The sequence below is a fragment of the Bradyrhizobium sp. USDA 4506 genome (assembly GCF_054058795.1).
The window spans coordinates 1,399,740-1,421,512 of record NZ_JBSSBM010000002.1; the positions used below are offsets into that span (position 1 = coordinate 1,399,740).

The 21,773-nt window shown below is 66.9% G+C and carries 22 protein-coding genes and 1 riboswitch; of the genes, 16 read left to right on the top strand and 6 right to left on the bottom strand.

Annotation, left to right across the window (positions count from 1 at the left end):
• Window positions 1-15: 15 nt before the first annotated feature.
• Entirely contained in the window at window positions 16-519 is a 504-nt protein-coding gene (gene cobU / locus ACVIHF_RS08740; RefSeq protein WP_057015887.1) for a bifunctional adenosylcobinamide kinase/adenosylcobinamide-phosphate guanylyltransferase, read from the bottom strand.
• A 148-nt stretch (window positions 520-667) separates the two neighbouring features.
• Here cobU and cbiB point away from each other — a divergent pair, with 148 nt between their 5' ends.
• Complete coding sequence (gene cbiB, locus ACVIHF_RS08745; RefSeq protein WP_456791900.1) at window positions 668-1,609, top strand: adenosylcobinamide-phosphate synthase CbiB; 942 nt, start codon at window positions 668-670, stop codon at window positions 1,607-1,609.
• Window positions 1,610-1,620: 11 nt separating this feature from the next.
• The gene (gene cobD, locus ACVIHF_RS08750; RefSeq protein ID WP_253609417.1) at window positions 1,621-2,586 is read left to right on the top strand and encodes a threonine-phosphate decarboxylase CobD; all 966 of its coding nucleotides are present in this window, start codon (window positions 1,621-1,623) and stop codon (window positions 2,584-2,586) included.
• 182 nt (window positions 2,587-2,768) lie between these two features.
• Here the strand turns inward: cobD and ACVIHF_RS08755 are convergent, their stop codons facing one another.
• Together ACVIHF_RS08755 and cobO are read right to left on the bottom strand one after the other, a co-directional pair.
• The gene (locus ACVIHF_RS08755) at window positions 2,769-4,217 is read right to left on the bottom strand and encodes a cobyric acid synthase (RefSeq protein ID WP_253609416.1); all 1,449 of its coding nucleotides are present in this window, start codon (window positions 4,215-4,217) and stop codon (window positions 2,769-2,771) included.
• Between the two features lie 11 nt (window positions 4,218-4,228).
• Entirely contained in the window at window positions 4,229-4,882 is a 654-nt protein-coding gene (cobO, locus tag ACVIHF_RS08760; RefSeq protein WP_168857103.1) for a cob(I)yrinic acid a,c-diamide adenosyltransferase, read from the bottom strand.
• Between the two features lie 36 nt (window positions 4,883-4,918).
• A riboswitch (cobalamin riboswitch) is annotated at window positions 4,919-5,130 on the top strand.
• Between the two features lie 94 nt (window positions 5,131-5,224).
• On the opposite strand from cobO, the gene ACVIHF_RS08765 reads away from it, so the two are divergent.
• Genes ACVIHF_RS08765 through cobJ form a run of 7 tightly spaced genes read left to right on the top strand, consistent with a single transcriptional unit; the run spans window position 5,225 to window position 13,132 of the window.
• Entirely contained in the window at window positions 5,225-5,599 is a 375-nt protein-coding gene (locus tag ACVIHF_RS08765; RefSeq protein WP_253609415.1) for a DUF1636 family protein, read from the top strand.
• Window positions 5,596-6,630, top strand: a complete 1,035-nt coding sequence (gene cobW / locus ACVIHF_RS08770; protein ID WP_253609414.1) for a cobalamin biosynthesis protein CobW — start codon at window positions 5,596-5,598, stop codon at window positions 6,628-6,630. Before ACVIHF_RS08765 ends, cobW begins: the two co-directional genes overlap by 4 nt.
• A complete protein-coding gene (cobN, locus tag ACVIHF_RS08775) occupies window positions 6,630-9,878 on the top strand; it encodes a cobaltochelatase subunit CobN (protein WP_253609413.1) in 3,249 nt (1,082 codons plus the stop codon). The genes cobW and cobN overlap by 1 nt, the downstream gene beginning before the upstream one ends.
• Window positions 9,875-11,038 (top strand): precorrin-3B synthase, encoded by a 1,164-nt coding sequence (gene cobG, locus ACVIHF_RS08780; protein ID WP_253609412.1) that lies wholly within the window; start codon window positions 9,875-9,877, stop codon window positions 11,036-11,038. Before cobN ends, cobG begins: the two co-directional genes overlap by 4 nt.
• On the top strand, window positions 11,038-11,667 hold the full coding sequence (locus ACVIHF_RS08785) for a precorrin-8X methylmutase (protein WP_253609411.1): 630 nt from the start codon (window positions 11,038-11,040) through the stop codon (window positions 11,665-11,667). The genes cobG and ACVIHF_RS08785 overlap by 1 nt, the downstream gene beginning before the upstream one ends.
• A gap of 2 nt (window positions 11,668-11,669) precedes the next feature.
• Window positions 11,670-12,401 carry a precorrin-2 C(20)-methyltransferase gene (locus tag ACVIHF_RS08790; RefSeq protein ID WP_253609410.1) on the top strand — a complete coding sequence of 244 codons (732 nt, stop codon included), beginning with the start codon at window positions 11,670-11,672 and terminating at the stop codon, window positions 12,399-12,401.
• Window positions 12,398-13,132: a precorrin-3B C(17)-methyltransferase gene (cobJ, locus tag ACVIHF_RS08795; RefSeq protein ID WP_168857099.1), complete on the top strand. Its 735-nt coding sequence runs from the start codon at window positions 12,398-12,400 to the stop codon at window positions 13,130-13,132. The genes ACVIHF_RS08790 and cobJ overlap by 4 nt, the downstream gene beginning before the upstream one ends.
• Here cobJ and ACVIHF_RS08800 read toward each other — a convergent pair.
• The gene (locus ACVIHF_RS08800) at window positions 13,108-13,857 is read right to left on the bottom strand and encodes a cobalt-precorrin-6A reductase (RefSeq protein WP_253609409.1); all 750 of its coding nucleotides are present in this window, start codon (window positions 13,855-13,857) and stop codon (window positions 13,108-13,110) included. The genes cobJ and ACVIHF_RS08800 overlap by 25 nt on opposite strands.
• Here ACVIHF_RS08800 and cbiE point away from each other — a divergent pair.
• From cbiE to cobF, 6 genes are read left to right on the top strand one after another with little or no spacing between them, the layout of a single operon-like run.
• The gene (gene cbiE, locus ACVIHF_RS08805) at window positions 13,856-15,037 is read left to right on the top strand and encodes a precorrin-6y C5,15-methyltransferase (decarboxylating) subunit CbiE (RefSeq protein WP_456791901.1); all 1,182 of its coding nucleotides are present in this window, start codon (window positions 13,856-13,858) and stop codon (window positions 15,035-15,037) included. The two genes, ACVIHF_RS08800 and cbiE, sit on opposite strands and share 2 nt — an antisense overlap.
• Window positions 15,034-15,402 carry a cobalamin biosynthesis protein gene (locus ACVIHF_RS08810; protein WP_176936762.1) on the top strand — a complete coding sequence of 123 codons (369 nt, stop codon included), beginning with the start codon at window positions 15,034-15,036 and terminating at the stop codon, window positions 15,400-15,402. Before cbiE ends, ACVIHF_RS08810 begins: the two co-directional genes overlap by 4 nt.
• Window positions 15,399-16,184, top strand: a complete 786-nt coding sequence (cobM, locus tag ACVIHF_RS08815) for a precorrin-4 C(11)-methyltransferase (RefSeq protein ID WP_253609407.1) — start codon at window positions 15,399-15,401, stop codon at window positions 16,182-16,184. Before ACVIHF_RS08810 ends, cobM begins: the two co-directional genes overlap by 4 nt.
• Complete coding sequence (locus ACVIHF_RS08820; RefSeq protein WP_253609406.1) at window positions 16,181-17,491, top strand: cobyrinate a,c-diamide synthase; 1,311 nt, start codon at window positions 16,181-16,183, stop codon at window positions 17,489-17,491. Before cobM ends, ACVIHF_RS08820 begins: the two co-directional genes overlap by 4 nt.
• Window positions 17,488-18,216 (top strand): uroporphyrinogen-III C-methyltransferase, encoded by a 729-nt coding sequence (gene cobA / locus ACVIHF_RS08825; protein WP_253609405.1) that lies wholly within the window; start codon window positions 17,488-17,490, stop codon window positions 18,214-18,216. The genes ACVIHF_RS08820 and cobA overlap by 4 nt, the downstream gene beginning before the upstream one ends.
• 7 nt (window positions 18,217-18,223) lie before the next feature.
• Window positions 18,224-18,973 (top strand): precorrin-6A synthase (deacetylating), encoded by a 750-nt coding sequence (gene cobF / locus ACVIHF_RS08830; protein WP_253609404.1) that lies wholly within the window; start codon window positions 18,224-18,226, stop codon window positions 18,971-18,973.
• Between the two features lie 574 nt (window positions 18,974-19,547).
• Here the strand turns inward: cobF and ACVIHF_RS08835 are convergent.
• Complete coding sequence (locus ACVIHF_RS08835) at window positions 19,548-20,054, bottom strand: YkgB family protein (protein ID WP_057015903.1); 507 nt, start codon at window positions 20,052-20,054, stop codon at window positions 19,548-19,550.
• Between the two features lie 37 nt (window positions 20,055-20,091).
• Entirely contained in the window at window positions 20,092-20,628 is a 537-nt protein-coding gene (locus ACVIHF_RS08840; RefSeq protein ID WP_456791902.1) for a carboxymuconolactone decarboxylase family protein, read from the bottom strand.
• Window positions 20,629-20,759: 131 nt separating this feature from the next.
• Here ACVIHF_RS08840 and ACVIHF_RS08845 point away from each other — a divergent pair, with 131 nt between their 5' ends.
• Window positions 20,760-21,755 carry an AraC family transcriptional regulator gene (locus tag ACVIHF_RS08845; protein ID WP_456794076.1) on the top strand — a complete coding sequence of 332 codons (996 nt, stop codon included), beginning with the start codon at window positions 20,760-20,762 and terminating at the stop codon, window positions 21,753-21,755.
• Window positions 21,756-21,773 lie beyond the last annotated feature (18 nt).

Genomic DNA, 21,773 nt, shown 5'->3' on the forward strand with positions numbered 1-21,773 from the left:
GATCGATCTCGGACTTCATTTAAGCTTCATCGGCAGGCCCGCAACGACGAACTCGACCTCGTCTGCGATGCCGGCGATAGTCTGGTTCATGATTCCTGCGGCGTCGCGGAACGTCCGCGCCAATGCATTGTCCGGCACGATGCCGAGACCGACCTCGTTGGTGACCAGCACGACCGGGCCGTGCTGGCGCGACAGTGCATCCGCCAGCCGCGTCACTTCCTGCGACCAGTCGCGCCCGGCATGCAGCAGATTGGATAGCCAGAGCGTCAGGCAATCGACCAGCCGTGCACCAGCGCCATCGGTCCCGGACAGCACTTCAACCAGATCGAGCGGCACCTCGCGCTCGATCCAGTCGCTGCCGCGCCGCGCGCGATGTTTGGCGATCCGCTCATCCATTTCTGCGTCGAGCGCCTCGGCGGTTGCGATATAGACCGGCTGTCCCGGAAAGCTGCGCGCACGAAGTTCGGCGCGCCGGCTTTTGCCGGACCGGGCTCCCCCCGTGATCAGAATGACGGCCATATCATCTCCTGTGCGACCGGTACGCACGTCGTTCACAAACGCTCTAACCACCAATCGCGGAGAAAGACAAAGCCGAAATCCGTCACGGAGGGCTTGCGCTCGGCCGATGTCTTGCGCATCAGGGGGACCGCGGCGCGGAGAGGGTCAAGTGGGTTTTGCGGGAGCGATGGCGGTGGCGATGGCTGTGGATGCTCTGATCGGCTGGCCGGCGTGGCTGTTTGCCCGCATCGGCCATCCCGTGACCTGGCTCGGCCGGCTGATCCATCTTGTCGATGGCGCCTGGAACCGCGCCTCCGACCCGCCGGCGTTTCGTCGCGGCGCTGGTATTGCGGCTGCGATCCTGGTGATCGCGCTGGTGATTGCGCTCGGTTGGGCCGTTCAGTCCGTGCTCGCATGCGGATGGGTTCGCATTGTCCTTGTCGGTGTCCTGGCATGGCCGCTGGTTGCCGTGCGCTCGCTGCACGACCATGTCGCCGCGGTGGCAAGTCCCTTGGCATCCGGCGACATCGCGGTCGCACGTTCAGCGGTCGCGCAAATTGTCGGGCGTGATCCGGCAACGCTCGACGACGCCGGCATCGCGCGCGCCACCATCGAGAGCCTCGCCGAGAATGCATCCGACGGCATCGTGGCGCCGGTGTTCTGGGGCGCGCTGTTCGGCCTGCCGGGAATCCTTGGCTACAAGGCGATCAACACGCTGGACTCGATGATCGGTCATCGCACCGAGCGGCACGAAGCCTTTGGCTGGGCGGCCGCCCGGATCGACGATCTCGCCAATCTCATTCCGGCGCGGTTGACGGGTGTTCTGTTCGTGCTGCTCGCGCCGAACCGTTCGCAGGCGTGGTCATGCATGTTGCGCGATGCGCAGCGGCATCGCTCGCCGAATGCCGGCTGGCCGGAAGCTGCGATGGCCGGCGCGCTCGGCGTGCGGCTCAGCGGTCCTCGCATCTATCACGGGCACATCGCCGATGAGCCCTGGCTGAACGAGGGGGCGCGCGATCCGGCTGCCGCTGACGTCCTCACCGGGCTGAAACTCTATCGTTACGCCATGATTCTGTTGGCTGGGGCGCTGCTGGTCCTGGCGCTGGCGTGAAGGAGCGGCGCATGCGTGAGCACGGCGGGAACCTTGATGTCGCCCGGCAGCGCTTCGGCGGCGCCGCGGACGACTGGATCGACCTGTCGACCGGGATCAATCGGGTGCCGTATCCCTTGGTCGATGTCGAGCCGCGGCAATGGAGCGCGTTGCCGTCGCGATCCGATCTTGAATCGCTGCACGACGCTGCGCGGCAGGCCTATGTCACCAAGGCGCCGATCGTGGCGATGGGTGGTGCGCAGACCGCGATTCAGTTGCTGCCGCATCTGGCGCTCAAGGGGCGGGCGCGGATTCTGGCGCCGACCTATAACGAGTATGCCGCGGTGTTGTCGGCCGCCGGCTGGGACGTTGCCGAGGTGTCCGATCTCGCCGCGCTTGCGGGTGCGGACATTGCGATCGTCGTCAATCCGAACAACCCCGACGGACGACGCCATGATCGGCGGGAGTTGCTGGCACTGCTGCCGCGCGTTGGCCGGCTCGTCATCGACGAGAGTTTTGCGGACGCCGTTCCTGACCTGTCCCTTGCACCGGAAGCAGGACACGCGGGGCTGCTGATCCTGCGCTCCTTCGGCAAGTTCTACGGACTTGCCGGCTTGCGCCTCGGCTTCGCGATCGGCAGCGAGGCGGACGTCGCCGCGCTTGCGGCGAGGGCGGGCCCATGGCCGGTTTCGGGAGCAGCAATCGCGATCGGGCGGCGCGCGTTGCTCGATCACGACTGGGCAACGGCGACGGCTGCGCGGCTCGCGGACGACTGCGTCAGGCTCGCTGCAATGGCGCGATCGCGGGGCTGGACGCTGCTCGGTGGCACGTTGCTGTTCCGGCTCTACGAGACCGGCGATGCGTTGGCCGTGCAGGAGAAGCTTGCGCGCAGCCAGATTTGGTCGCGGGTTTTCCAGCAGAAACCGGGATGGCTGCGCCTCGGCTTGCCGGGCAGTGAGCCCGAGTGGTCGCGCCTTTCCGCCGTGTTGTCGCGCTGATTGCGACGGCGCTGCGCTCCCTCTCCCCGTTCTTACGGGGAGAGGGCTGGGGTGAGGGGCCGCATCCGCATATTCGGCGACAGCTGCGGTTGCGGAGACTCCCCCTCACCCGGAACGCATCTAGCGATGCGTTCCGACCTCTCCCCGCACGCGGGGGCGAGGTGAGAAGGAATCATCTCGCTTTAACGCGCCAGCGCGAGCAGGCCTTCGACATCGAGATGGGTCTCGATGTGCTCGGCAAGCGCGTCGAGTGCGCTCTCGACCCTGGCGCCGTAGGGCTGATCAGCCGCCGCGATGTCGAGTTGTGCAAGGAACGCCTTGCGGAAATCGTCCGAGGCGAACAGGCCGTGCAGATAGCTGCCGTGAACGCGCCCATCTGCGGAGACAGCGCCCTCAGCCGTACCGTCGAGTGATGCAAAGGGCCGCGCGCGATCCGGGCCGTCGGTGCGCCCGATATGGATTTCATAGGCGTTGATCGGCTGGCTGGTCGCGGCATGCACCGCGCTGGCGCGCGTCAGCGTCTTCTGTTCGGTCATGGTGGTTGCGACATCGAGCAGCCCGAGGCCGCGTGTTTCGCCGGCGGGCCCCTCGATCCCTTCAGGGTCGGCGACGGTCTGACCAAGCATCTGATATCCGCCGCACAGGCCGAGGACATGGCCGCCGCGGCGATGATGTGCCAAGAGATCGATGTCCCAGCCCTGCGCGCGCAGGAAGGCGAGATCGCCGCGGGTCGATTTCGAGCCGGGCAGGATGACGAGCTTCGCATCACCTGGGATGGCTTCGCCCGGACGTACCATCACGAGATCGACGCCGGGCTCCAGCTTCAGCGGATCGAGGTCGTCGAAATTGGCGATCCGCGACAGCGCAAGGAACGCGATCTTGCACTGGCCCGGCTTGCGCGCCTCGCCGAGCCCGAGCGCATCTTCGGCCGGAAGTTCGCCGGCGCGGACGAACCAGGGCAGCACGCCAAATCCGCGCCAGGCGGTGCGCTCTTCGATCAAGCGATAGCCGTCATCGAACAATGTCGGATCGCCGCGGAATTTGTTGATGATAAAGCCCTGGATCATCGCGGCATCATCAGGGTCGATCACCGTCTTGATGCCGACGAGCTGCGCGATCACGCCGCCGCGGTCGATGTCGCCGACCAGCACCACGGGCACGTCTGCTTTGCGCGCAAAACCCATATTGGCGATATCGGCTTTGCGTAAGTTGACCTCGGCGGGGCTGCCGGCGCCCTCGACCAGCACCAGATCGGCGCGCTGCTTCAGGCGCGCAAAACTCTCCAGCACCGCGCCCATCAGCGATGGTTTCATGCCGGCATATTCGCGCGCGCGTGCGGTGGCGATCCGTTTGCCGTGCACGATGATCTGGGCGCCGACATCGGTCTCGGGCTTGAGCAGCACCGGGTTCATGTCGGTGTGCGGCTCGACGCCGGCGGCGAGCGCCTGCAATGCCTGCGCGCGTCCGATCTCGCCGCCATCGACGGTCACGGCGGCGTTGTTCGACATGTTCTGCGGCTTGAACGGCAGCACGCGCAGGCCGCGCCGTCGGGCGGCGCGGGCGAGGCCGGCGACGATGAGCGATTTGCCCACGTCCGAGCCGGCTCCCTGGATCATCAATGCGCGCGCCATCGTGATGCCCGTCAGAACTCGACGCCCGGCTGGGCCTTGATGCCGGAGCGGAACGGATGCTTTACCAGCGTCATCTCGGTGACCAGATCGGCAATCTCGATCAGCTCCTCCTTGGCGTTGCGCCCGGTGAGCACGACATGGGTCATCGGCGGCTTCGACGTGGTCAGGAAGTCGACGACATCGGCGATCGCAAGGTAATCGTAGCGTAGCGCGATGTTGATCTCGTCGAGCACGACCATGCGCAGGCTCGGGTCCGCGATCAGCTGCCTGGCCTTTTCCCAGCCGGCTTGCGCTGCCGCGATGTCGCGGGCGCGATCCTGCGTCTCCCAGGTAAAGCCTTCGCCCATGGCGTGAAATTGACAGAGATCGCCGAAATGCCCGGTGAGCAGGCGGCGCTCGCCGGTATCCCAGGCGCCCTTGATGAACTGCACCACGGCGCAGGGAAAGCCGTGAGCCACACAGCGCACGATCATGCCGAACGCGGAGGACGATTTTCCTTTGCCGGCGCCGGTATGAACGATGATCAGGCCCTTTTCACCGCTCTTGGTCGCCATGATGCGGTCGCGGGCGGCCTTCTTTTTCGCCATCTTGTCCGCGTGGCGCGCATCCGGCGAAAGATCGGTGCCGACGGCGCCGTCTTCAGCGTCCTTTCCATCAGAAGTCATCACATTCCTTCGGCTTGACAAGTGCGAGGCTTGGACGAATGGTGGTCCTGCGTTGGTTCCTGTCCTACGACAGGCGAAGAGGGAATGCGATAGGGCTCCGCTAAATCGGGCCCGAAGCGCAGCCGCCCCCGCGACCGTGACCGGAGAGATGCCCAAGCCACTGATTCCATACGGAGTCGGGAAGGTGGGCATCGAAGGGTAAAACCTGCTCCGCAAGCCGGGAGACCTGCCAACGCAGCATGTTGTGAAACCGGCGGACGGGGTGTTCCGCGACGGGGAACGAACCTGTCCAAAATCGGTTCGTGTGCCTCATCGCTTCCCGCTGTCAATCCAGGAAGGGCGATGAGCGTCACACTTCATGTCTGCATCACCTGCCGCGCCGGCCAGACGTCGGCGGAAGGTGAACTCGCGCCCGGTGCACGCCTGCATGCCGCGCTTGTCGAGGCCGGCGTGCCCGATGACGTCAATCTGGTTCCCGTCGCATGCCTGTCGGCCTGCAGCCAGGGCTGCTCGGTCGCGCTCAGCGCGCCGGGGCGCTGGTCCTATGTCTACGGCCGACTGTCCGCTGATAATGCCGCGGATGTGATCGCCGGTGCCTCCGCCTATGCGGCGGCGCCCGACGGCATCGTGCCGTGGCGCAGCCGTCCGGAAATCTTCCGCAAGCAATCGCTCGCCCGCATTCCACCTCTTCCCGTCGTGCCGGAGGCCGCAGAATGACCACGCTCGCCAAAATTCCGGTCACCGTCGTGACCGGCTTTCTCGGCTCCGGCAAGACGACGCTGATCCAGCATCTGATCCGCAATGCCAACGGCAAGAAGCTCGCGGTGCTGGTCAACGAATTCGGCAGCGAAGGCGTCGACGGCGACATCCTGAAGTCGTGCGCCGACGCCAATTGTCCGGCCGAGAACATCGTCGAGCTCGCCAATGGCTGCATCTGCTGCACCGTCGCCGACGATTTCATCCCGGCGATGGAGCAGTTGCTGGCGCGGAACGTGAAGCCCGATCACATCGTGATCGAGACCTCGGGGCTCGCCCTGCCGAAGCCGCTGCTGAAAGCGTTCGACTGGCCGGAGATCCGTTCGCGGATCACGGTCGACGGCGTGATCGCGCTCGCCGACGCCGAGGCCGTCGCCGCCGGCCGTTTTGCGCCTGATCCGGCCGCGGTGGATGCGCAGCGTGCAGCGGACGACAATCTCGACCACGAGACGCCGCTGTCGGAAGTGTTCGAGGACCAGATCGCCTGTGCCGATATCGTGCTGCTGACCAAGGCGGATCTCGCCGGGGCGGAGGGGATCAAGGCAGCGAAAGCGGTGATCGCGGCCGAGATGCCGCGCGAGGTGCCGATGTTGCCCGTCGTCGACGGCACGATCGACGCGCGCGTGATCCTCGGGCTCGGGGCGGCGGCGGAAAGCGATCTCGCGGCGCGGCCGTCGCATCACGATGGCGAGGAGGAACACGAGCACGACGATTTCAATTCCGTCGTGATCGATCTTCCGGAAGTTTCGGATGTCGACGCGCTGGTCGCCTCGATCAAGGGGCTGGCGCGCGAGCAGAACGTGCTGCGCGCCAAGGGCTACATCGCGGTCGAAGGCAAGCCGATGCGGCTGTTGGTGCAATCGGTCGGCGAGCGGGTGCGGCATCAGTTCGACATGCCCTGGGGTGCCCGGGCGCGGCAGTCGAAGCTCGTCGTGATCGGCGAACATGCCGACATCGATGAAGCCGCGATCAGGGCACGGCTTGGTGTCTGATGCACGTCGTCTTCCGCGAGAGCCGCGGCCTTGAGGAGACCGCGACGCCAAGGGACCTCGGCCAGGATCCGGCCGATCTCGTGGTGTTGTCGTTTTCCGACAGCGATCTTGCTGCCTTCGCGGCCGGCTGGCGGCGCGGCCGTGCTGCGCTGCCGTCGCTGCGGCTCGCCAATCTCGCGGAGCTGCGCCATCCGCTGTCGGTCGATACCTATATCGAGCGGACGCTCTCGCACGCCCGCGGCATTCTGGTGCGGCTGATCGGCGGCGAGCCCTATTGGTCATACGGGCTGGCCGCGGTGCATCGGCTGGCGAAGGAGCGCGGCATCGCCCTGGTCGTGCTGCCGGCCGATGGCCGCGACGATCAGCGGCTGGATGAATTCTCGACCTTGCCGGTCTCGACGCTGCGCCGTCTGAAGGTGTTGTGCGACAAGGGCGGCCCGGTTGCCGCTCAGGCCGTGATCGCGCAACTGGCGCTGGCGTCCGGACTCTATGCCGGGCCGGTGGTCGGCGAGATCGATCTTCCCGAGATCGGCGTCTACGATCCCCGGCGCGGAGCCATCGCGGCGTTGCCGGCACCGGATGGCCGGCCGCGCGTGCTGGTTACGTTTTATCGTTCTTATCTCGCGGCCGGCGACACGGCACCGGTCGATGCATTGATCGATGCATTGCGTGAGCGGGGCTTTGATGCTCATGGCGTGTTCGTCACTTCATTGAAGGCGGCGGGCGTGGCCGATTGGCTGCGCGTTCAGTTCGCGCAATGCGCTCCAGCGGCGATCGTCAATGCGACCGCGTTTTCCGCGGCCGGTGACGACGGCACGACGCCCTTCGACGCCGCATCATGCCCGGTGTTCCAGGTCGCGCTGTCGACCGCGCGGCGCGAGGATTGGGCCTTGTCGCTTCGCGGCCTGTCGCCGGGCGATCTCGCGATGCATGTGGTGCTGCCGGAGGTCGACGGCCGCCTGTTCACAGGGGTCGTGAGCTTCAAATCGCCTGGTGAGCGCGATCCCGAGCTGCAATTCGCGCATCTTGCGCATCGACCGGATGCCGAGCGCGTCGCTGCAATTGCCGCACGCGTGGCCGCTTGGCATCGGCTTGCCGGCAAGCCGGCACAGGAGAAGCGGCTCGCGCTGGTGCTCTCGAACTATCCCGGCCGCCCGCATCAGATCGCGCATGCCGTCGGCCTCGATGCGCTGGCTTCAGTCGAGGCGTTGCTGACCGATCTCGCGGCTGCGGGATTTGACCTTGAGCCGGTGCGGTCGCTAGGCGACATTCTTTTGCGGAGGACTTTGACGTGGAACGTCGCCGACTATCGCGCGGCGCTTTCCGGCCTTCCCGAACTGCTGCAGGACGATCTCAGCCGCGCATGGGGCGCGCCGGAGGATGATCGGGATTGCCGTGACGGCGCATTTCATTTCGCTGCGATCTGTTGCGGCAAATCGGTCATTGCCGTTCAGCCGGAGCGCGGTGAGGTAGGGCAGCGCGACGCCGACTATCACGATCTCTCACGCACGCCGCGCCATGCCTATGTCGCGTTCTATCTGTGGCTCAGGCAGCAGGCCATCGATGCCGTCGTCCACATCGGCGCGCATGGAACGCTGGAATGGCTGCCCGGCAAGTCGGTTGCGCTGTCGCCCGCATGCTGGCCGGAGGCGCTGATCGGCGATCTGCCTGTTGTCTATCCCTTCATCGTCAACGATCCCGGCGAGGCGGCGCAGGCCAAGCGCCGGATCGGTGCCGTGACGATCGGCCATCTGCCGCCGCCGCTCGCGAAGGCCGCGGTGCCGGAAGGCTTGCGCAATCTCGAGCGCTTGCTCGATGAGTATTCGACCGCCGACGGTCTCGATCCGGCGCGGCGGCAGCGCCTGATCGCCGCGATCCGCGACGAAGCGCGCATCGCCGGGCTGGAGGACGATCTCGGTCTCGCCGCGTCGGTCTCCGCGGCCGAGGCCATTCCGCAGATCGATCGTTTCGTCTGCGACCTCAAGGAAAGCCAATTCGGCGACGGCTTGCATGTGTTCGGGCAGGGCGCTTGCGGTGAGGCGGAGAGGGCGGCGCTGCGCGATGCGCTCGCGGGGCGGCGCGTGGCGCCGGGGCCGTCGGGCTCGCCCTATCGCGGACGCCGCGACGTGCTGCCGACCGGACGTAATCTGTTTGCGGTCGATCCGCGCGCGGTGCCGACGCCGTCGGCGCATGCCCAAGGCGTGAAACTCGCCGAGGAGCTGTTGCGGCGTCATTTGCAGGATCACGGCGACTGGCCGAAGGGACTCGTGGTCGACCTCTGGGGCTCCTCGACGATGCGCACCGCCGGCGAGGACTTTGCGATGGCCCTGCACCTCGCCGGCATCGCGCCGCGCTGGGATCATGGATCGGGGCGGGTGTCGGGCTACGACATCATCGCGCCGGCGGAGCTCGGCCGGCCGCGCATCGACGTCACGTTGCGGGTGTCGGGGCTGTTCCGCGACGTCTTCTCAGGGCTGGCCCAGTTGTTCGAAGCCGCAGCGGAGGCGTTGTCCGAACGCAGCGACGAGGCGGACGAGAATCCTTACCGGCAGCGCATCGCGCGCGTGTTCGGTCCTCGCCCCGGACATTATGGCGTTGGCATTGCGTCGCTGTCGGATGTCTTCACCGAGGAGGCGCGCGAGGCGGCCGGCGAAGCCTGGCTGTCGGCATCGTCGTGGGCTCTCGCATCCGACGGCGAGATGCGGCCCGATCGCGCCGGCATCGAGGCGCGGCTCGCGGCTGCGGACAGTTTTGTTCACACTCAGGATCTGCCGGAGACCGATCTGCTGCTGGCGGCGGACTATGCCGCGCACGAGGCGGGCATCGCGGCGGCCGCCCGGCGCCTTGGCACAAAAGTTCCGTCGCTCTATCACCTCGATGCGACGCGGCCGGATCAGCCGCATGCCCGCGCGTTGACCGAGGAAATTTCACGGGTGGTGCGGGTGCGTGCCGCCAACCCTGCCTGGATCGCGGGCATGATGCGCCATGGCTTCCGTGGTGCCGCCGAGATATCGGCGACGCTGGAGCACATGGCGGCGTTCGCCCATCTTGCCGGCGCGGTGCCGCCGCATCTGTTCGATCTCTACTACGATGCGACGCTCGGCAATGACGAGGTTCGCGGCTTCATGGCGCGCGAGAACGCGGCGGCGCTGGCTGCGATCGAAACCTGCTTCATGAGATTGCATGAAGCCTCGCTCTGGCAGACGCGGCGCAATTCGATTGCGGCTGCGCTGCAGGAGGCCTCATGAGTGCGGTTGCGGTCAAGGGCTGGTGTCCAGGCGCGCTGCGGCCGATGCTATCAGGCGATGGCCTCGTGGTGCGCATTCGCCCGCGCGGCGGACGGTTGGACGCGGCGCAGGCAGCGGGAATCGCCAGGCTGGCGGCGCGATACGGCAACGGCCTGATCGACCTGACCAGCCGCGCCAATCTCCAGATCCGCGGCGTCAGCGATGAAGCTTATCCGCCCCTGGTCGATGGGCTCGCTGAGCTCGGGTTGCTGGACGCGGGCGCGGACATCGAGGCGCAGCGCAACATTCTGGTGACGCCGTTCTGGACTGCCGCCGACGAGACGCGCTCGCTTGCGACCGAGCTTGAGCAGGGGCTTGCCGGTGCCTCGCTTGATCTTCCAACCAAGTTCGGCTTCGCAATCGATGATGGCGATGCGCGGATGCTGGCGCGCGCGTCCGCCGACGTCAGGATCGAGCGCGATCGCAACGGCGGACTGCTGGTACGTGCCGATGGCGCACAGTGCGGGCTTTCGGTCACGCGGAGCGAGGCTGTGCGGACGGCGTTGGCGCTGGCCGAGTGGTTCGTCGCCGCCGGCGGAACCAAGGGTGAGAAACGGCGGATGGCGGCTCATCTGGCGGGCGGCGCGAGCGTTCCCGAGACACTTCGCGGCGATGCCGAGCCCGTGGCCCGATCGGCGGCCCCTGCGCCTGGCCTCTATCCGGCGGGCGCGATGGTCGGCGTCGCCTTCGGGCAGATGCCGCACCAGACGCTCAACGATCTCGCCGGTTGCGCGCAGGCTCTCCGCATGACGCCGTGGCGGATGATGCTGGTGGAGGGGATGCGCGAGATGCCGGGTGGGGCGGACCTCGTGACTGATGCCGGCGATCCGAGGCTGCGCGTGGTCACCTGCAGCGGCGCACCGCGCTGCGGCGATGCGCATGCGGATACGCGTATGCTGGCGTCGGCGCTCGCGCGGCATATCCCACCTGATGCGCGGCTTCACGTCTCCGGCTGCGCCAAGGGCTGTGCCCATTCCGGTTCTGCGGATGTTACCCTCGTTGCGACAGACAACGGCTTTGATCTGATCTGCCGCGGCACGACGCGGGATGCGCCGGTCACCCGAGGGTTGAGCAGTTCGTACCTCGTCGCAAATCCCTCCGTGCTGACGGGAGGCCGCTGATGCCGCACGTCTACGAGACCGACGGCGCAGCGATCTATCGCCAGTCCTTTGCCACCATCCGCTCCGAGGCCGACCTTGCCCGCTTCACGCCAGACGAAGAGCCGGTGGTCGTGCGCATGATCCATGCCGCCGGCATGGTAGGCCTGGAAGCGCATGTGCGCTTCACATCGGGCATGGCTGCGCGCGCGCGAGCCGCCCTGCAGGAGGGCGCGCCAATCCTCTGCGACGCGCGCATGGTGTCGGAGGGAATTACGCGCGCGCGGCTGCCGGCCGGCAATGCCGTGATCTGCACGCTCGGTGATGTCAAGGTACCTGCGCTCGCGCAATCGATGCGCAACACGCGCTCCGCGGCGGCGCTCGAGCTGTGGCGGCCGCATCTGGGCGGCGCCATCGTCGCGATCGGCAATGCGCCGACGGCGCTGTTCCATCTGCTCAACATGCTGGAGGATCCCGATTGCCCACGGCCGGCGGCGATCATCGGCTGTCCGGTCGGCTTTGTCGGCGCGGCGGAATCCAAGGCGGCATTGATGGCTGAGCCGCCCGCGCCGGCGCTGACGGTCGAGGGACGGCTCGGTGGTTCGGCGATCACGGTTGCCGCCGTCAATGCGCTGGCGAGCCGGAGCGAATAGCGATGGGACGCATCATCTGCTGCGGCCTCGGCCCAGGCGATCCGGACCTGATGAGCGTGCGTGCCGACCGCGTTGTGCGTGCCGCGAAGCACGTCGCCTATTTTCGCAAGAAGGGCCAGCCGGGGCAGGCACGCCGCATTGTCGAAGGCTTGCTCGCCGCAGACGTCAGCGAATATCCGATGGAATATCCGGTCACCACGGAAATCGCGTTCGACAGTCCGGACTATGCGCGCCTGCTGGCCGACTTCTATGACGAATGGGCCGAGCGCCTGGCGCGATTTGCGCGCGCGATCGACATCGTCGTGCTCTGCGAGGGCGATCCCTATTTCTATGGTTCGTTCATGCATCTGCATGCGCGGCTGCAGGGGCGTGTCGAGATCGAGGTGATCGCCGGCATTCCCGGCATGGTCGGCTGCTGGAATTCGGTGGGGCAGCCGATTGCGCTGGCCGACGATGTGACGACCGTTCTGATGGGGACGCTGCCGGAGGCGGAGCTCGCCGAGCGGATGCGCAGCTCCGACGCGCTGGTCGTGATGAAGACCGGTCGCAATCTTCCGAAGATTCGCCGCGCGCTGGCGTTCGCGGGGCGCCTCGATGATGCGTGGCTGGTCGAACGCGGCACCATGCCGGATCAGCGCGTCGCACGGCTTGCAGATGTCGGCGAGGCCGATTGTCCCTATTTTGCGATCGTGCTGGTGCACGGGCAGGGGCGGCGCAGGGAGGTCGCGCAATGACCGGCACGCTGACCATCGCGGGGCTCGGACCGGGCGCCGAGGCGCTGATCACGCCGGAGGTCGCTGCTGCGCTCGCGGCCGCGACCGACATCGTCGGCTATGCGCCCTATGTGACGCGCGTGCCGCCGCGCGCCGGGCTCACGCTGCATCCCTCGGACAATCGCGTGGAGTTGCAGCGCGCCGCTGACGCGCTGCGGCTCGCGTCGGAAGGAGGCCACGTCGTCGTGGTTTCCTCAGGCGATCCCGGCGTGTTTGCGATGGCATCGGCTGTGTTCGAAGCGCTGGAGGACGCGCCGCAATGGCACGACCTGCCGATTCGCGTTCTGCCCGGCGTGACGGCGATGCTGGCGGCGGCGGCAAGCGCCGGCGCGCCGCTCGGTCATGATTTCTGCGCGATCAATCTCTCCGACAATCTCAAGCCCTGGCCGCTGATCGAGAAACGCCTGCGGCTTGCGGCCGAAGCGGATTTCGCGATCGCGATGTACAATCCGCGCTCGGCCAGCCGGCCGGAAGGTTTTGGGCGCGCGCTCGAGATCTTGCGCGAGGCCGGCTGTGACGAGCGGATCGTGGTGTTCGCGCGCTCCGTCAGCACGCCCGAGCAGCGGATCGAGACGGTCGAACTGCGCGACGCAAGGCCAGACATGGCCGACATGCGGACGCTCGTGATCGTCGGCAATTCGGCGACACGGCGGGTCGGCCGCTGGGTCTATGCGCCGAGGCAGGTCCGATGACCGAGCCATTGCATCACCTCGCTCACGCTTTCCATCCGCGGCCTGTCGGGCAGCAGCGGCCGCGTGATCATGATAACGGGAAGGCCGAGCACGCGGGCGGCGTCGATCTTGGCGCGCGCGCCGGTTCCGCCGGAGTTGCGGGCGACGATCCACTCGATGCGACGTGCGCGCATCATCGCGAGTTCGCCCTCGAGCGTGAAGGGGCCGCGCGAGACGATGACGTCGGCATCGGGCAATGGCAGCGCTTGCTCGGGCGGGTCGACGAAACGCAACGTATAGGCATGCTGCGGCCGGTTGCCGAACGGCGCGATATGCTGGCGGCCGATCGCGAGGAACACGCTGGCGCGGCTGTCCGGCAAGGCCGCGGCTGCGGATACGACGTCCGCGACCTCGATCCAGCGATCACCGGAGGTTTTGTCCCAGGGCGCGCGTTCGAGCGCGAGCAGCGGCGTTGCGGTCTGCGCGCACGCCGCGATGGCGTTGCGGCTCATCTCGGCCGCGAAGGGATGCGTCGCATCGACCACATGCGTGATGGCTTCGCGTTGCAGATAGTCGGCAAGACCGCTGACGCCGCCGAAACCACCGCTGCGGACCGGCAATGGCTGGTCAGCCGGCGCACGGGTGCGGCCGCCATAGGAATAGACCGCGTCGATCCCCGCGCTTGCGATCGCAGCGGCGAGCAGATTGGCATCGGCCGTTCCGCCCAGGATCAGGGCGCGCATCATGGATAATCCCTGGTTGACCATCATCGGCATCGGCGAAGATGGCCTTGCCGGCCTCTCCGATGCAAGCCGAAAGGCGCTCCGTGAAGCCGAAACAGTTTTCGGCGGCGAACGGCACCTCGCGCTCGCCGGCATCGCCGACCGCGGCCGTGCCTGGCCGGTGCCGTTCGATGCGAACATCGTGCTGAGCTGTCGCGGCCGTCCGACGGTGGTGCTCGCGTCGGGCGATCCGTTCTGGCATGGCGTCGGCGGAAGCCTTGTCGAGAAGCTGCAGGCCGGCGAGTGGGTCGCGCACTCCTCGCCGTCGACGTTCTCACTGGCGGCGGCTCGTTTGGGCTGGCGTATCGAGAATGGTGTCTGTCTCGGTCTTCATGCCGCACCGTTTGAACGGTTGTTACCGCATCTCGTGCGCGATGCGCGGATCATCTGCCTGCTGCGTGACGGCAAGGCAGCTTCCGACCTTGCGCGCTGGCTGACGGAGCGTGGTTGGGGGGCGTCGGCAATATGGACGCTTGCGGCGCTTGGCGGACCGCGTGAATCTATCACGCAGCATCGCGCCGACTCGTATGCGGGTGATTCAGGCGAGAGCCTGGTCGCAGTCGCGCTGGAGGCGCGGGGAGCGCAGGGAATCGCAAGCAGCTCGGGTCTTGCCGATGCGCTCTTTGTGCATGACGGGCAACTGACAAAGCGGCCGGTCCGCGCGCTTGCGCTGTCGGCGCTTGCGCCGCGGCCCGGTGAGCGGCTGTGGGATGTCGGCGCGGGCTCGGGCTCGATCTCGATCGAATGGGCGCTGTGTGGAGGGACGGCGATCGCCGTCGAAGCCCGCACCGAACGCGCCGCCAACATCCGCAGCAATGCGGCGAGCTTCGGCTTGACGCATCGGATCACAGTCAGCGAGGGCGAGGCGCCCGGCGCTTTATCGGACCTCGCGGCGCCCGATGCGGTGTTCATCGGAGGCGGCCTCGACGCTGATATGTTCGATGCGATCTGGTCGCAGATCGCGCCGGGCACGCGGCTGGTCGCGCATGCGGTGACCCTGGAGACAGAGGCGCTGCTCTGCGATCTGCACCAGCGTCATGGCGGCGAGTTGATGCGGGTCGAGATCGCGCAGGCCGAGCCATTGGGCCGCTATCGCGGCTGGAAGGCCGCGCGGCCGATCGTGCAATGGAGCGCGCTCCGATGAAGGTCGCTGGTCTCGGATTCAGGCGCAATGCCAGTGTCGCGTCCTTGCGCGGCGCCCTCGACGCGGCCGGCGGTTCCGACGGCCTTGCGGCAATTGCAACGGTGAGTGACAAGGCCGATGCGGCGGCATTGAGGGACTTGGCGCGGGAATTGGGGCTGCCGGTCCGGAGCATTCCCGCCGGGGTCCTGGCTGAAATAAAGACTGCAACGCAATCCGAGTTCATCGAGGCGAGATTCGGAACGGGCTCGGTCGCCGAAGCTGCGGCGATCGCTGCAGCAGGGCGCGGTGCGCGCCTGATCTCGATCAGGACCGCGTCACCGGACCGGATGGCCGTTGCGGCGATCGCGGAAGGAGACGGCGAATGACGGTGCATTTCATCGGCGCAGGACCCGGCGCTGCCGATTTGCTGACCCTGCGCGGGCGCGATCTCATCGCCTCGTGCTCGGTTTGTCTTTATGCCGGATCGCTGGTGCCTGCAGGTGTGTTGGCGCATTGCCCGCCGGATACGCGCATCGTCAACACCGCGCCGCTCTCGCTCGACGAAATCATCGCCGAGATCGCTGCCGCGCATGCGGAGGGCAAGGACGTCGCGCGGCTGCATTCGGGCGATCTCTCGATCTGGTCGGCGATGGGCGAGCAGCTGCGCCGGCTGCGCGCGTTGCGGATTCCCTATTCGGTCACGCCGGGGGTGCCGGCCTTCTCGGCAGCCGCGGCGGCGCTGGAGGCCGAGCTCACGCTGCCGGGCCTTGCGCAATCGGTGGTGCTGACGCGCACGCCGGGCCGGGCGAGCGCGATGCCTGATGGCGAGACGCTCGCAGCCTTTGCCGCGACCGGCGCGGTGCTGGCGATCCATCTTTCGATCCATCTGCTCGACAAGGTCATCGCCGAGCTCACGCCGCACTACGGCGCGGATTGCCCGGTTGCGATCGTCTGGCGCGCGAGCTGGCCGGACCAGCGCATCGTGCGCGCCACGCTCGCGACGCTCGATACCGCCGTCGGCCCCGAGCTCGAACGCACTGCGCTCATTCTGGTCGGCAAGACGCTCGGCGCGGACGAATTCGCCGAGAGCCGTCTCTATGCAGCTGACTACGACCGTCGCTACCGTCCGGTCGGGGTGGCGCCGCGTTTTCCGGAATCATCGCAATGACCGCGGGGCTCGTCATCTCTGCGCCGGCATCCGGTGTCGGCAAGACGACGCTGACCCTGGCGTTGGCGCGCGCCTATCGCAATCGTGGTCTCAAGGTACAATGCCTCAAGAGCGGGCCTGATTACATCGATCCCGCCTTTCACGCGGTCGCCACGGGACGCCCGTCGGTCAACATCGATAGCTGGGCGATGGCGCGCGAAGCGATCGCGCATTTGGCAGGCCGCGGCGCGGACGCCGATCTCGTGCTGGCGGAAGGCTCGATGGGACTGTTCGACGGCGTCGCCGCGCGGGGCGTCTCGGGGACCGGCGCCACCGCCGACATCGCCGAGATGATGGAGTGGCCGGTGTTGCTGGTGATCGATCCCTCCGGTCAGGCGCAGACCGCGGCGGCGGTCGCGGCGGGATTGCGTGATTTTCGCGCCGGCGTTCGGCTTGCGGGCGTCGTCCTCAATCGCGTCGCGAGCGCGCGGCATGAAGCGCTGGTGCGCAATGCCATGGAAGGTGCGGGCATTCCGGTATTGGGATCGCTGCCGCGCCACGCCGAGATCGCCTTGCCGAAGCGTCACCTCGGCCTGGTACAGGCCGAAGAGCAGGCTCAAATCGACGGTCTGATTGACGAAGCCGCACGCTTCGTCGCCGAGCATGTCGATCTCGACGCCGTGCTGCGATCGGCGCGCGTCTGGTCGCCACAACCAGCCGTGCGTGGGCTGGACATCACGCCGCCCGGCCAGCGCATTGCGCTGGCGCGCGATGCCGCATTCTCGTTCGTCTATCCGCACATGCTGGAAGCCTGGCGCGCGGCCGGCGCTGAGATCGTGACGTTCTCGCCGCTTGCGGACGAAGGCCCCGACTCGGGCGCCGATGTGTGCTGGCTGCCCGGCGGCTATCCCGAGCTGCATGCCGGCCGACTTGCGGCCAACAGGCGATTTTTCGGGCGGCTCCGCGCCTTCGCCGCGACGCGGCCGGTGCACGGCGAATGCGGCGGCTACATGGTGCTGGGCGCCGCGCTGACCGACGCCGACGGCGTGCGCCACGAGATGGCGGGCCTGCTCGGCCTTGAGACGAGCTATGCCAAGCGCCGCATGCATCTGGGCTACCGGGTCGCCGAGCTTGCCGCACCGATGCCCGGCCACGGCCCATGCGCACGGCTGCGCGGCCACGAGTTTCACTATTCGACGATCATCGCGCAGCCCGACACGCCGCTCGCGGTGGTGCGTGATGCGACCGGTACGATCGTTGCGGAGACCGGATCGCGGCGCGGCTGTGCGACGGGTACATTCTTCCATCTGATTGCGGAGGACCGGTGAGCGGATTCGTTTCCTTCGTCTCGGCCGGTCCCGGCGATCCCGAACTCCTGACCATGAAGGGAGCGGCTCGGCTACGCGAGGCCGATGTGGTGCTCTATGACGATCTCGCCTCGGGCGCGATCCTCGATCTCGCGCGCTCCGGCGCCAATCTCGTCGCGGTCGGCAAGCGCGCCGGCCGCCTGTCGGCGAAGCAGCACCATGTCAGCCGGCTGCTGGTCGATTATGCCGCCGCCGGCGTGCGGGTGGTGCGGCTGAAATCCGGTGACGCCGGCATTTTTGGACGGCTCGAGGAGGAGATCGAAGCGCTGCGCGTGGCCGGCATCGGCTACGAGATCATTCCCGGCGTGACCTCGGCGTCGGTTGCCGCCGCGCAGGCCGGCATTCCGCTGACGCGCCGGTTGACCTCGCGCCGGGTCCAGTTCGTCACCGGCGCCGATGTGACAGGCGAATTGCCTGCGGACCTGAACTGGGCGGCGCTGGCCGATCCGGAAGCGACCACCGTCGTCTATATGGGGCGGCGGACCTTCCCGGCATTGGCCGCAAGGCTGATCGCGCACGGCCTCGCGCCCGACACTCCCGCACTGCTGGCGGAATCGCTCGGCCACGCCGACGAGCGGCTGCTTCGCACCACGATCGCAGCGCTGGCCGAACAGCTCACGCAGGCAGGCGCGGCCACGGCGGCTGCCGTTATCCTGTTCGGTGCGCTGGCGACGGAACGAGGGTGACGCGGCTATGTTGACGCTGTCTCTGATCGGCATCGGTTGTGGTGATCCCCGGCAGCTCACTTTCGCCGCGACCGCCGCGATCAATGCCGCCGACCTGATCCTGATCCCGCGCAAGGGGACGGCGAAGTCGGATCTCGCCGAGTTGCGTCGCACCATCTGCGCGGAAGCGTTGAGCAACGACCGCACACGCATTGCCGAGTTCGACCTGCCGGTGCGTGACGCCGGTGAGGAGGACTATCGCAAGGGCGTGGACGATTGGCACGATGCGATCGCCGCGACGTGGTCGAAGGAAATCGCGCGCCATCTCGGCGGGGAGGGACGCGTCGCCCTGCTGATCTGGGGCGATCCCTCGCTCTACGATTCGAGCCTGCGGATTGCGCGCCGGCTCGATCCGTTGCCATCGATCGAGGTGATCCCGGGCATCACGTCGATCCAGGCGCTGTGCGCGGCGCATGCGCTGCCGCTTAATGAGATCGGCGAGCCGTTCCTCGTCACGACCGGCCGGCGGCTGCGCGAGGGCGGCTGGCCGCCCGGCCTCGACACCGTGGTCGTGATGCTCGACGGCGGCGCCGCCTTCCAGACGCTGGATCCTGCCGGACTGCAAATCTGGTGGGGCGCCTATCTCGGCATGCCCGATCAGATCGTCATGGCGGGAGAACTGGCAGAGGTGGGTCCTCGCATCGTCGCCGCGCGACGCGAGGCGCGTGAGCGGCACGGCTGGATCATGGACAGCTATGTCCTGAAGCGGAGATCGTGATCCGGATTTTGCTCCGGCGGCATTCCATGCAGCGGGGCCGCTAGGTCTTCAACCCGCGAATCGAGGGTTGGATGGTCAGGCGGTAAGCGACAAGCTTGTCGCCATCGAACTGCTCGAGGGTCGTCTCGCAAACCGGGCAGCGATACTCGCCCTCACTTCCTGACCTGGATGCCAGCTCAAGGCGTCGGAATCCAGCCCCGCAACGCGGGCATGTGACGTCGTCCTTCTTCATCAACTCACCCCAGAACAACACCGGCGCTCCTTCTTAGCGCAGACCGCGCGGCGGAACTATGTTCATGGCCGGAGAGCTACCGGATCATTCGTGCATGGAAGCGGCGGTGCGTCGTCGAGCGGGCGACAGCGCAGCCGATCGCGCGGAGCGCGTGGCCGATTTTCAACGCATTATGCAAGTTCGGCAATGGGTTATGGCTCGGTTCTTAAAGAGCATGGGCCGCCGGACCGTGCAGCAATAGTGACTGCCATGTCGTTGTGTTCGAGAGAAATGCTGCGTCTGCTCAATACCACGCGCGATCGCCGGCACGCCCGAGGCCCACCGGCGATCAATCGTGATCAGCTATTGCCTGATTAGACGAACCACGTCCTGTCGCAGCAGGTAGAGCGAGACGGCGAGCAGAACGACGTCCTTCATCAGGAACGGCACGTTGCCGGTCATCGCGGGGAAGCCACCGGCGGCAACGTCCCAGCCATCAGGCATGAACGGAATGATGGTGACCGTCGCGATGAAGGTTCCGGTCGAGCCGAGGGCGCCGAGCACGCCGAGCCGCTTGTCCCAGAAGCCCGCGAGCAGCAGCGAACCGAACGTCCACTCCGAGGCGCCAAGGAAGTAGCTGGCGCCGGCGTGGCCGAACGCTGGGTACAGCCACCAGATCAGCGGCCCGTTGCTGATGAACGGGACCAGCCGTTCGAACTCGTACGGAAACCACTTCTGGTAACCGAAGAACAGGAACATGATCACCATCGCGGCCCGGACGACGTGATAGTCGAGATCTTCCGCGAGCAGGCCGGACCTATGAAGCGCGCGGACAAGCGGATTTTGTGTGGTGTTGGCAAGCGTGGTCATGGTCGTGATCCTTTTCGCGTGACATCGCCCGGTCGCTTCACGCGACTGCCGGGAAGTCGATGTCGGTGTCGTTGATGCGGTTGAAGACGTTGGTGAAGACCGTGGTCGCAAACGCCAGGCTGATCTCGACCAGCTGTGCGTCGCTGTAGCCGGCGGACTTGATCGCGGCGAAATCCCCGTCGCTGACGGTGCCGCTCGACTGCGCGAGCTTGCGGACGAAATGCACGAGCGCATCGCGCCGGGCGTCACCGGTCGGCGCTCCGTTGCGGATCTGCTTGAGCACATCGGCATTCACGCCGGCGAGCCTGGCGAGATGCGAATGCGCGGCGACACAATAATCGCAGCCGCCGGCTGCGCTGATCACGAGCTTGACGACCTCCAGGTCGCGCCGGGGCAGGCTGCCGCCGGTCAGCACGGCATCGGCCGCGAGGATCGACTTGAGCGCGGCCGGACCGTGGGCCGCAATCGCCGCGTAGGTGTTCGGGACGGCGCCGATCGCCTTCTTGATCTGGGCGTAGATCTGGCCCGACGGGCCGGTATCGCTTTCGAGATTGGGGGTTGAGAGACGAGACATGGTGGCACTCCTTGTTCGGGGTGGTGAACGATTGCGGAGTGACATTAGGATCGAGATTTGAGACATTGAATGTTCATATTGCTCGTTTATATGCTCAATCGTCTCAAGTGCTGCTTCAGGGGAATTTGGCTATGGATTGGCTGAGCCGGCTGTTCGAGATGATGCCGGTGCGCGGGCGGCTCGACCTGCGCTGCAGCTACAGCGTCCCCTGGCGTATCGAGCAGGGACCGGGTGTAACCAGTGAAATCCCCTATCATGCGGTGCTTGCCGGCTCGGCGATCCTGGACGACGCCGCGGGCGGACGGCCGTTGCTGCTGAAGCCCGGCGATATTCTCCTGCTTCCCGGCAACCCGCGACACGTGATGCACGACGGAAGCGGGGCGACACCGCTGCCGGCGCGCAACCGGGCAGCGGAGAATTTCACGATCAGCGAAAACCTCGGATCGGACGAACGGCTTGACCTGTTGTGCGGGCACTTCGCGATTGCTCCGCCACACGACCGTCTGTTGCGCAATTATCTTCCGCCGCGTCTTGTCGTGCATGCCGGCACGCGTGCGGGAAAGGGAACGGCTGCGCAGCTCGCCGGGCTCGTGTCCCTGATGCGCAGCGAAACGGCCGACGATCATCTGGGCGGCCACGCCATGCTGAATGCGCTATCCACGGCAATGTTCGCGCTTGTGCTGCGGCTTGCCAGCGAGACCGATGCAACGTCACGGGGACTTCTCGCCCTGGTCGGCGATCCCAGGCTCGCACCGGCCGTGGCCGCCATGTTCAAGGAGCCCGCGCATGCGTGGTCGCTGCCGGAGCTCGCACGGCTTTGCAACATGTCGCGCGCGACGCTGGCGCGGCAGTTCCAGGACAAGCTCGGGCGATCGGCCAGCGATCTGCTCACCGATATCAGGATGACACTTGCGGCAAACGAGTTGAAGGGATCATCGCTTTCGACCGGCGCCGTTGCGGAGATGGTCGGGTATCAATCGGAGGCCGCCTTTCAGCGCGCCTTCAAGAGCCACATGGGCGTGACGCCGGCGCAGTGGCGAAAGACGCAGCCGCCGGAACACGACGTGTCGTTGGAATCTGCCGTGCCGGCTGATCGGAAAGGCAGTTCGCCGACTGTGGATGCGTAGCGTCCCCCGTGCCTCGCG

Bases quoted from the DNA above. Each gene is read 5' to 3' on its own strand.
- cobU (WP_057015887.1), bottom strand. From the start codon at position 519: ATGGCCGTCATTCTGATCACGGGGGGAGCCCGGTCCGGCAAAAGCCGG.
- cobD (WP_253609417.1), top strand. From the start codon at position 1,621: ATGCGTGAGCACGGCGGGAACCTTGATGTCGCCCGGCAGCGCTTCGGC.
- ACVIHF_RS08755 (WP_253609416.1), bottom strand. From the start codon at position 4,217: ATGGCGCGCGCATTGATGATCCAGGGAGCCGGCTCGGACGTGGGCAAA.
- cobO (WP_168857103.1), bottom strand. From the start codon at position 4,882: ATGACTTCTGATGGAAAGGACGCTGAAGACGGCGCCGTCGGCACCGAT.
- ACVIHF_RS08765 (WP_253609415.1), top strand. From the start codon at position 5,225: ATGAGCGTCACACTTCATGTCTGCATCACCTGCCGCGCCGGCCAGACG.
- cobW (WP_253609414.1), top strand. From the start codon at position 5,596: ATGACCACGCTCGCCAAAATTCCGGTCACCGTCGTGACCGGCTTTCTC.
- cobN (WP_253609413.1), top strand. From the start codon at position 6,630: ATGCACGTCGTCTTCCGCGAGAGCCGCGGCCTTGAGGAGACCGCGACG.
- cobG (WP_253609412.1), top strand. From the start codon at position 9,875: ATGAGTGCGGTTGCGGTCAAGGGCTGGTGTCCAGGCGCGCTGCGGCCG.
- ACVIHF_RS08785 (WP_253609411.1), top strand. From the start codon at position 11,038: ATGCCGCACGTCTACGAGACCGACGGCGCAGCGATCTATCGCCAGTCC.
- ACVIHF_RS08790 (WP_253609410.1), top strand. From the start codon at position 11,670: ATGGGACGCATCATCTGCTGCGGCCTCGGCCCAGGCGATCCGGACCTG.
- cobJ (WP_168857099.1), top strand. From the start codon at position 12,398: ATGACCGGCACGCTGACCATCGCGGGGCTCGGACCGGGCGCCGAGGCG.
- cbiE (WP_456791901.1), top strand. From the start codon at position 13,856: ATGGATAATCCCTGGTTGACCATCATCGGCATCGGCGAAGATGGCCTT.
- ACVIHF_RS08800 (WP_253609409.1), bottom strand. From the start codon at position 13,857: ATGATGCGCGCCCTGATCCTGGGCGGAACGGCCGATGCCAATCTGCTC.
- ACVIHF_RS08810 (WP_176936762.1), top strand. From the start codon at position 15,034: ATGAAGGTCGCTGGTCTCGGATTCAGGCGCAATGCCAGTGTCGCGTCC.
- cobM (WP_253609407.1), top strand. From the start codon at position 15,399: ATGACGGTGCATTTCATCGGCGCAGGACCCGGCGCTGCCGATTTGCTG.
- ACVIHF_RS08820 (WP_253609406.1), top strand. From the start codon at position 16,181: ATGACCGCGGGGCTCGTCATCTCTGCGCCGGCATCCGGTGTCGGCAAG.
- cobF (WP_253609404.1), top strand. From the start codon at position 18,224: ATGTTGACGCTGTCTCTGATCGGCATCGGTTGTGGTGATCCCCGGCAG.
- ACVIHF_RS08835 (WP_057015903.1), bottom strand. From the start codon at position 20,054: ATGACCACGCTTGCCAACACCACACAAAATCCGCTTGTCCGCGCGCTT.
- ACVIHF_RS08840 (WP_456791902.1), bottom strand. From the start codon at position 20,628: ATGTCTCGTCTCTCAACCCCCAATCTCGAAAGCGATACCGGCCCGTCG.
- ACVIHF_RS08845 (WP_456794076.1), top strand. From the start codon at position 20,760: ATGGATTGGCTGAGCCGGCTGTTCGAGATGATGCCGGTGCGCGGGCGG.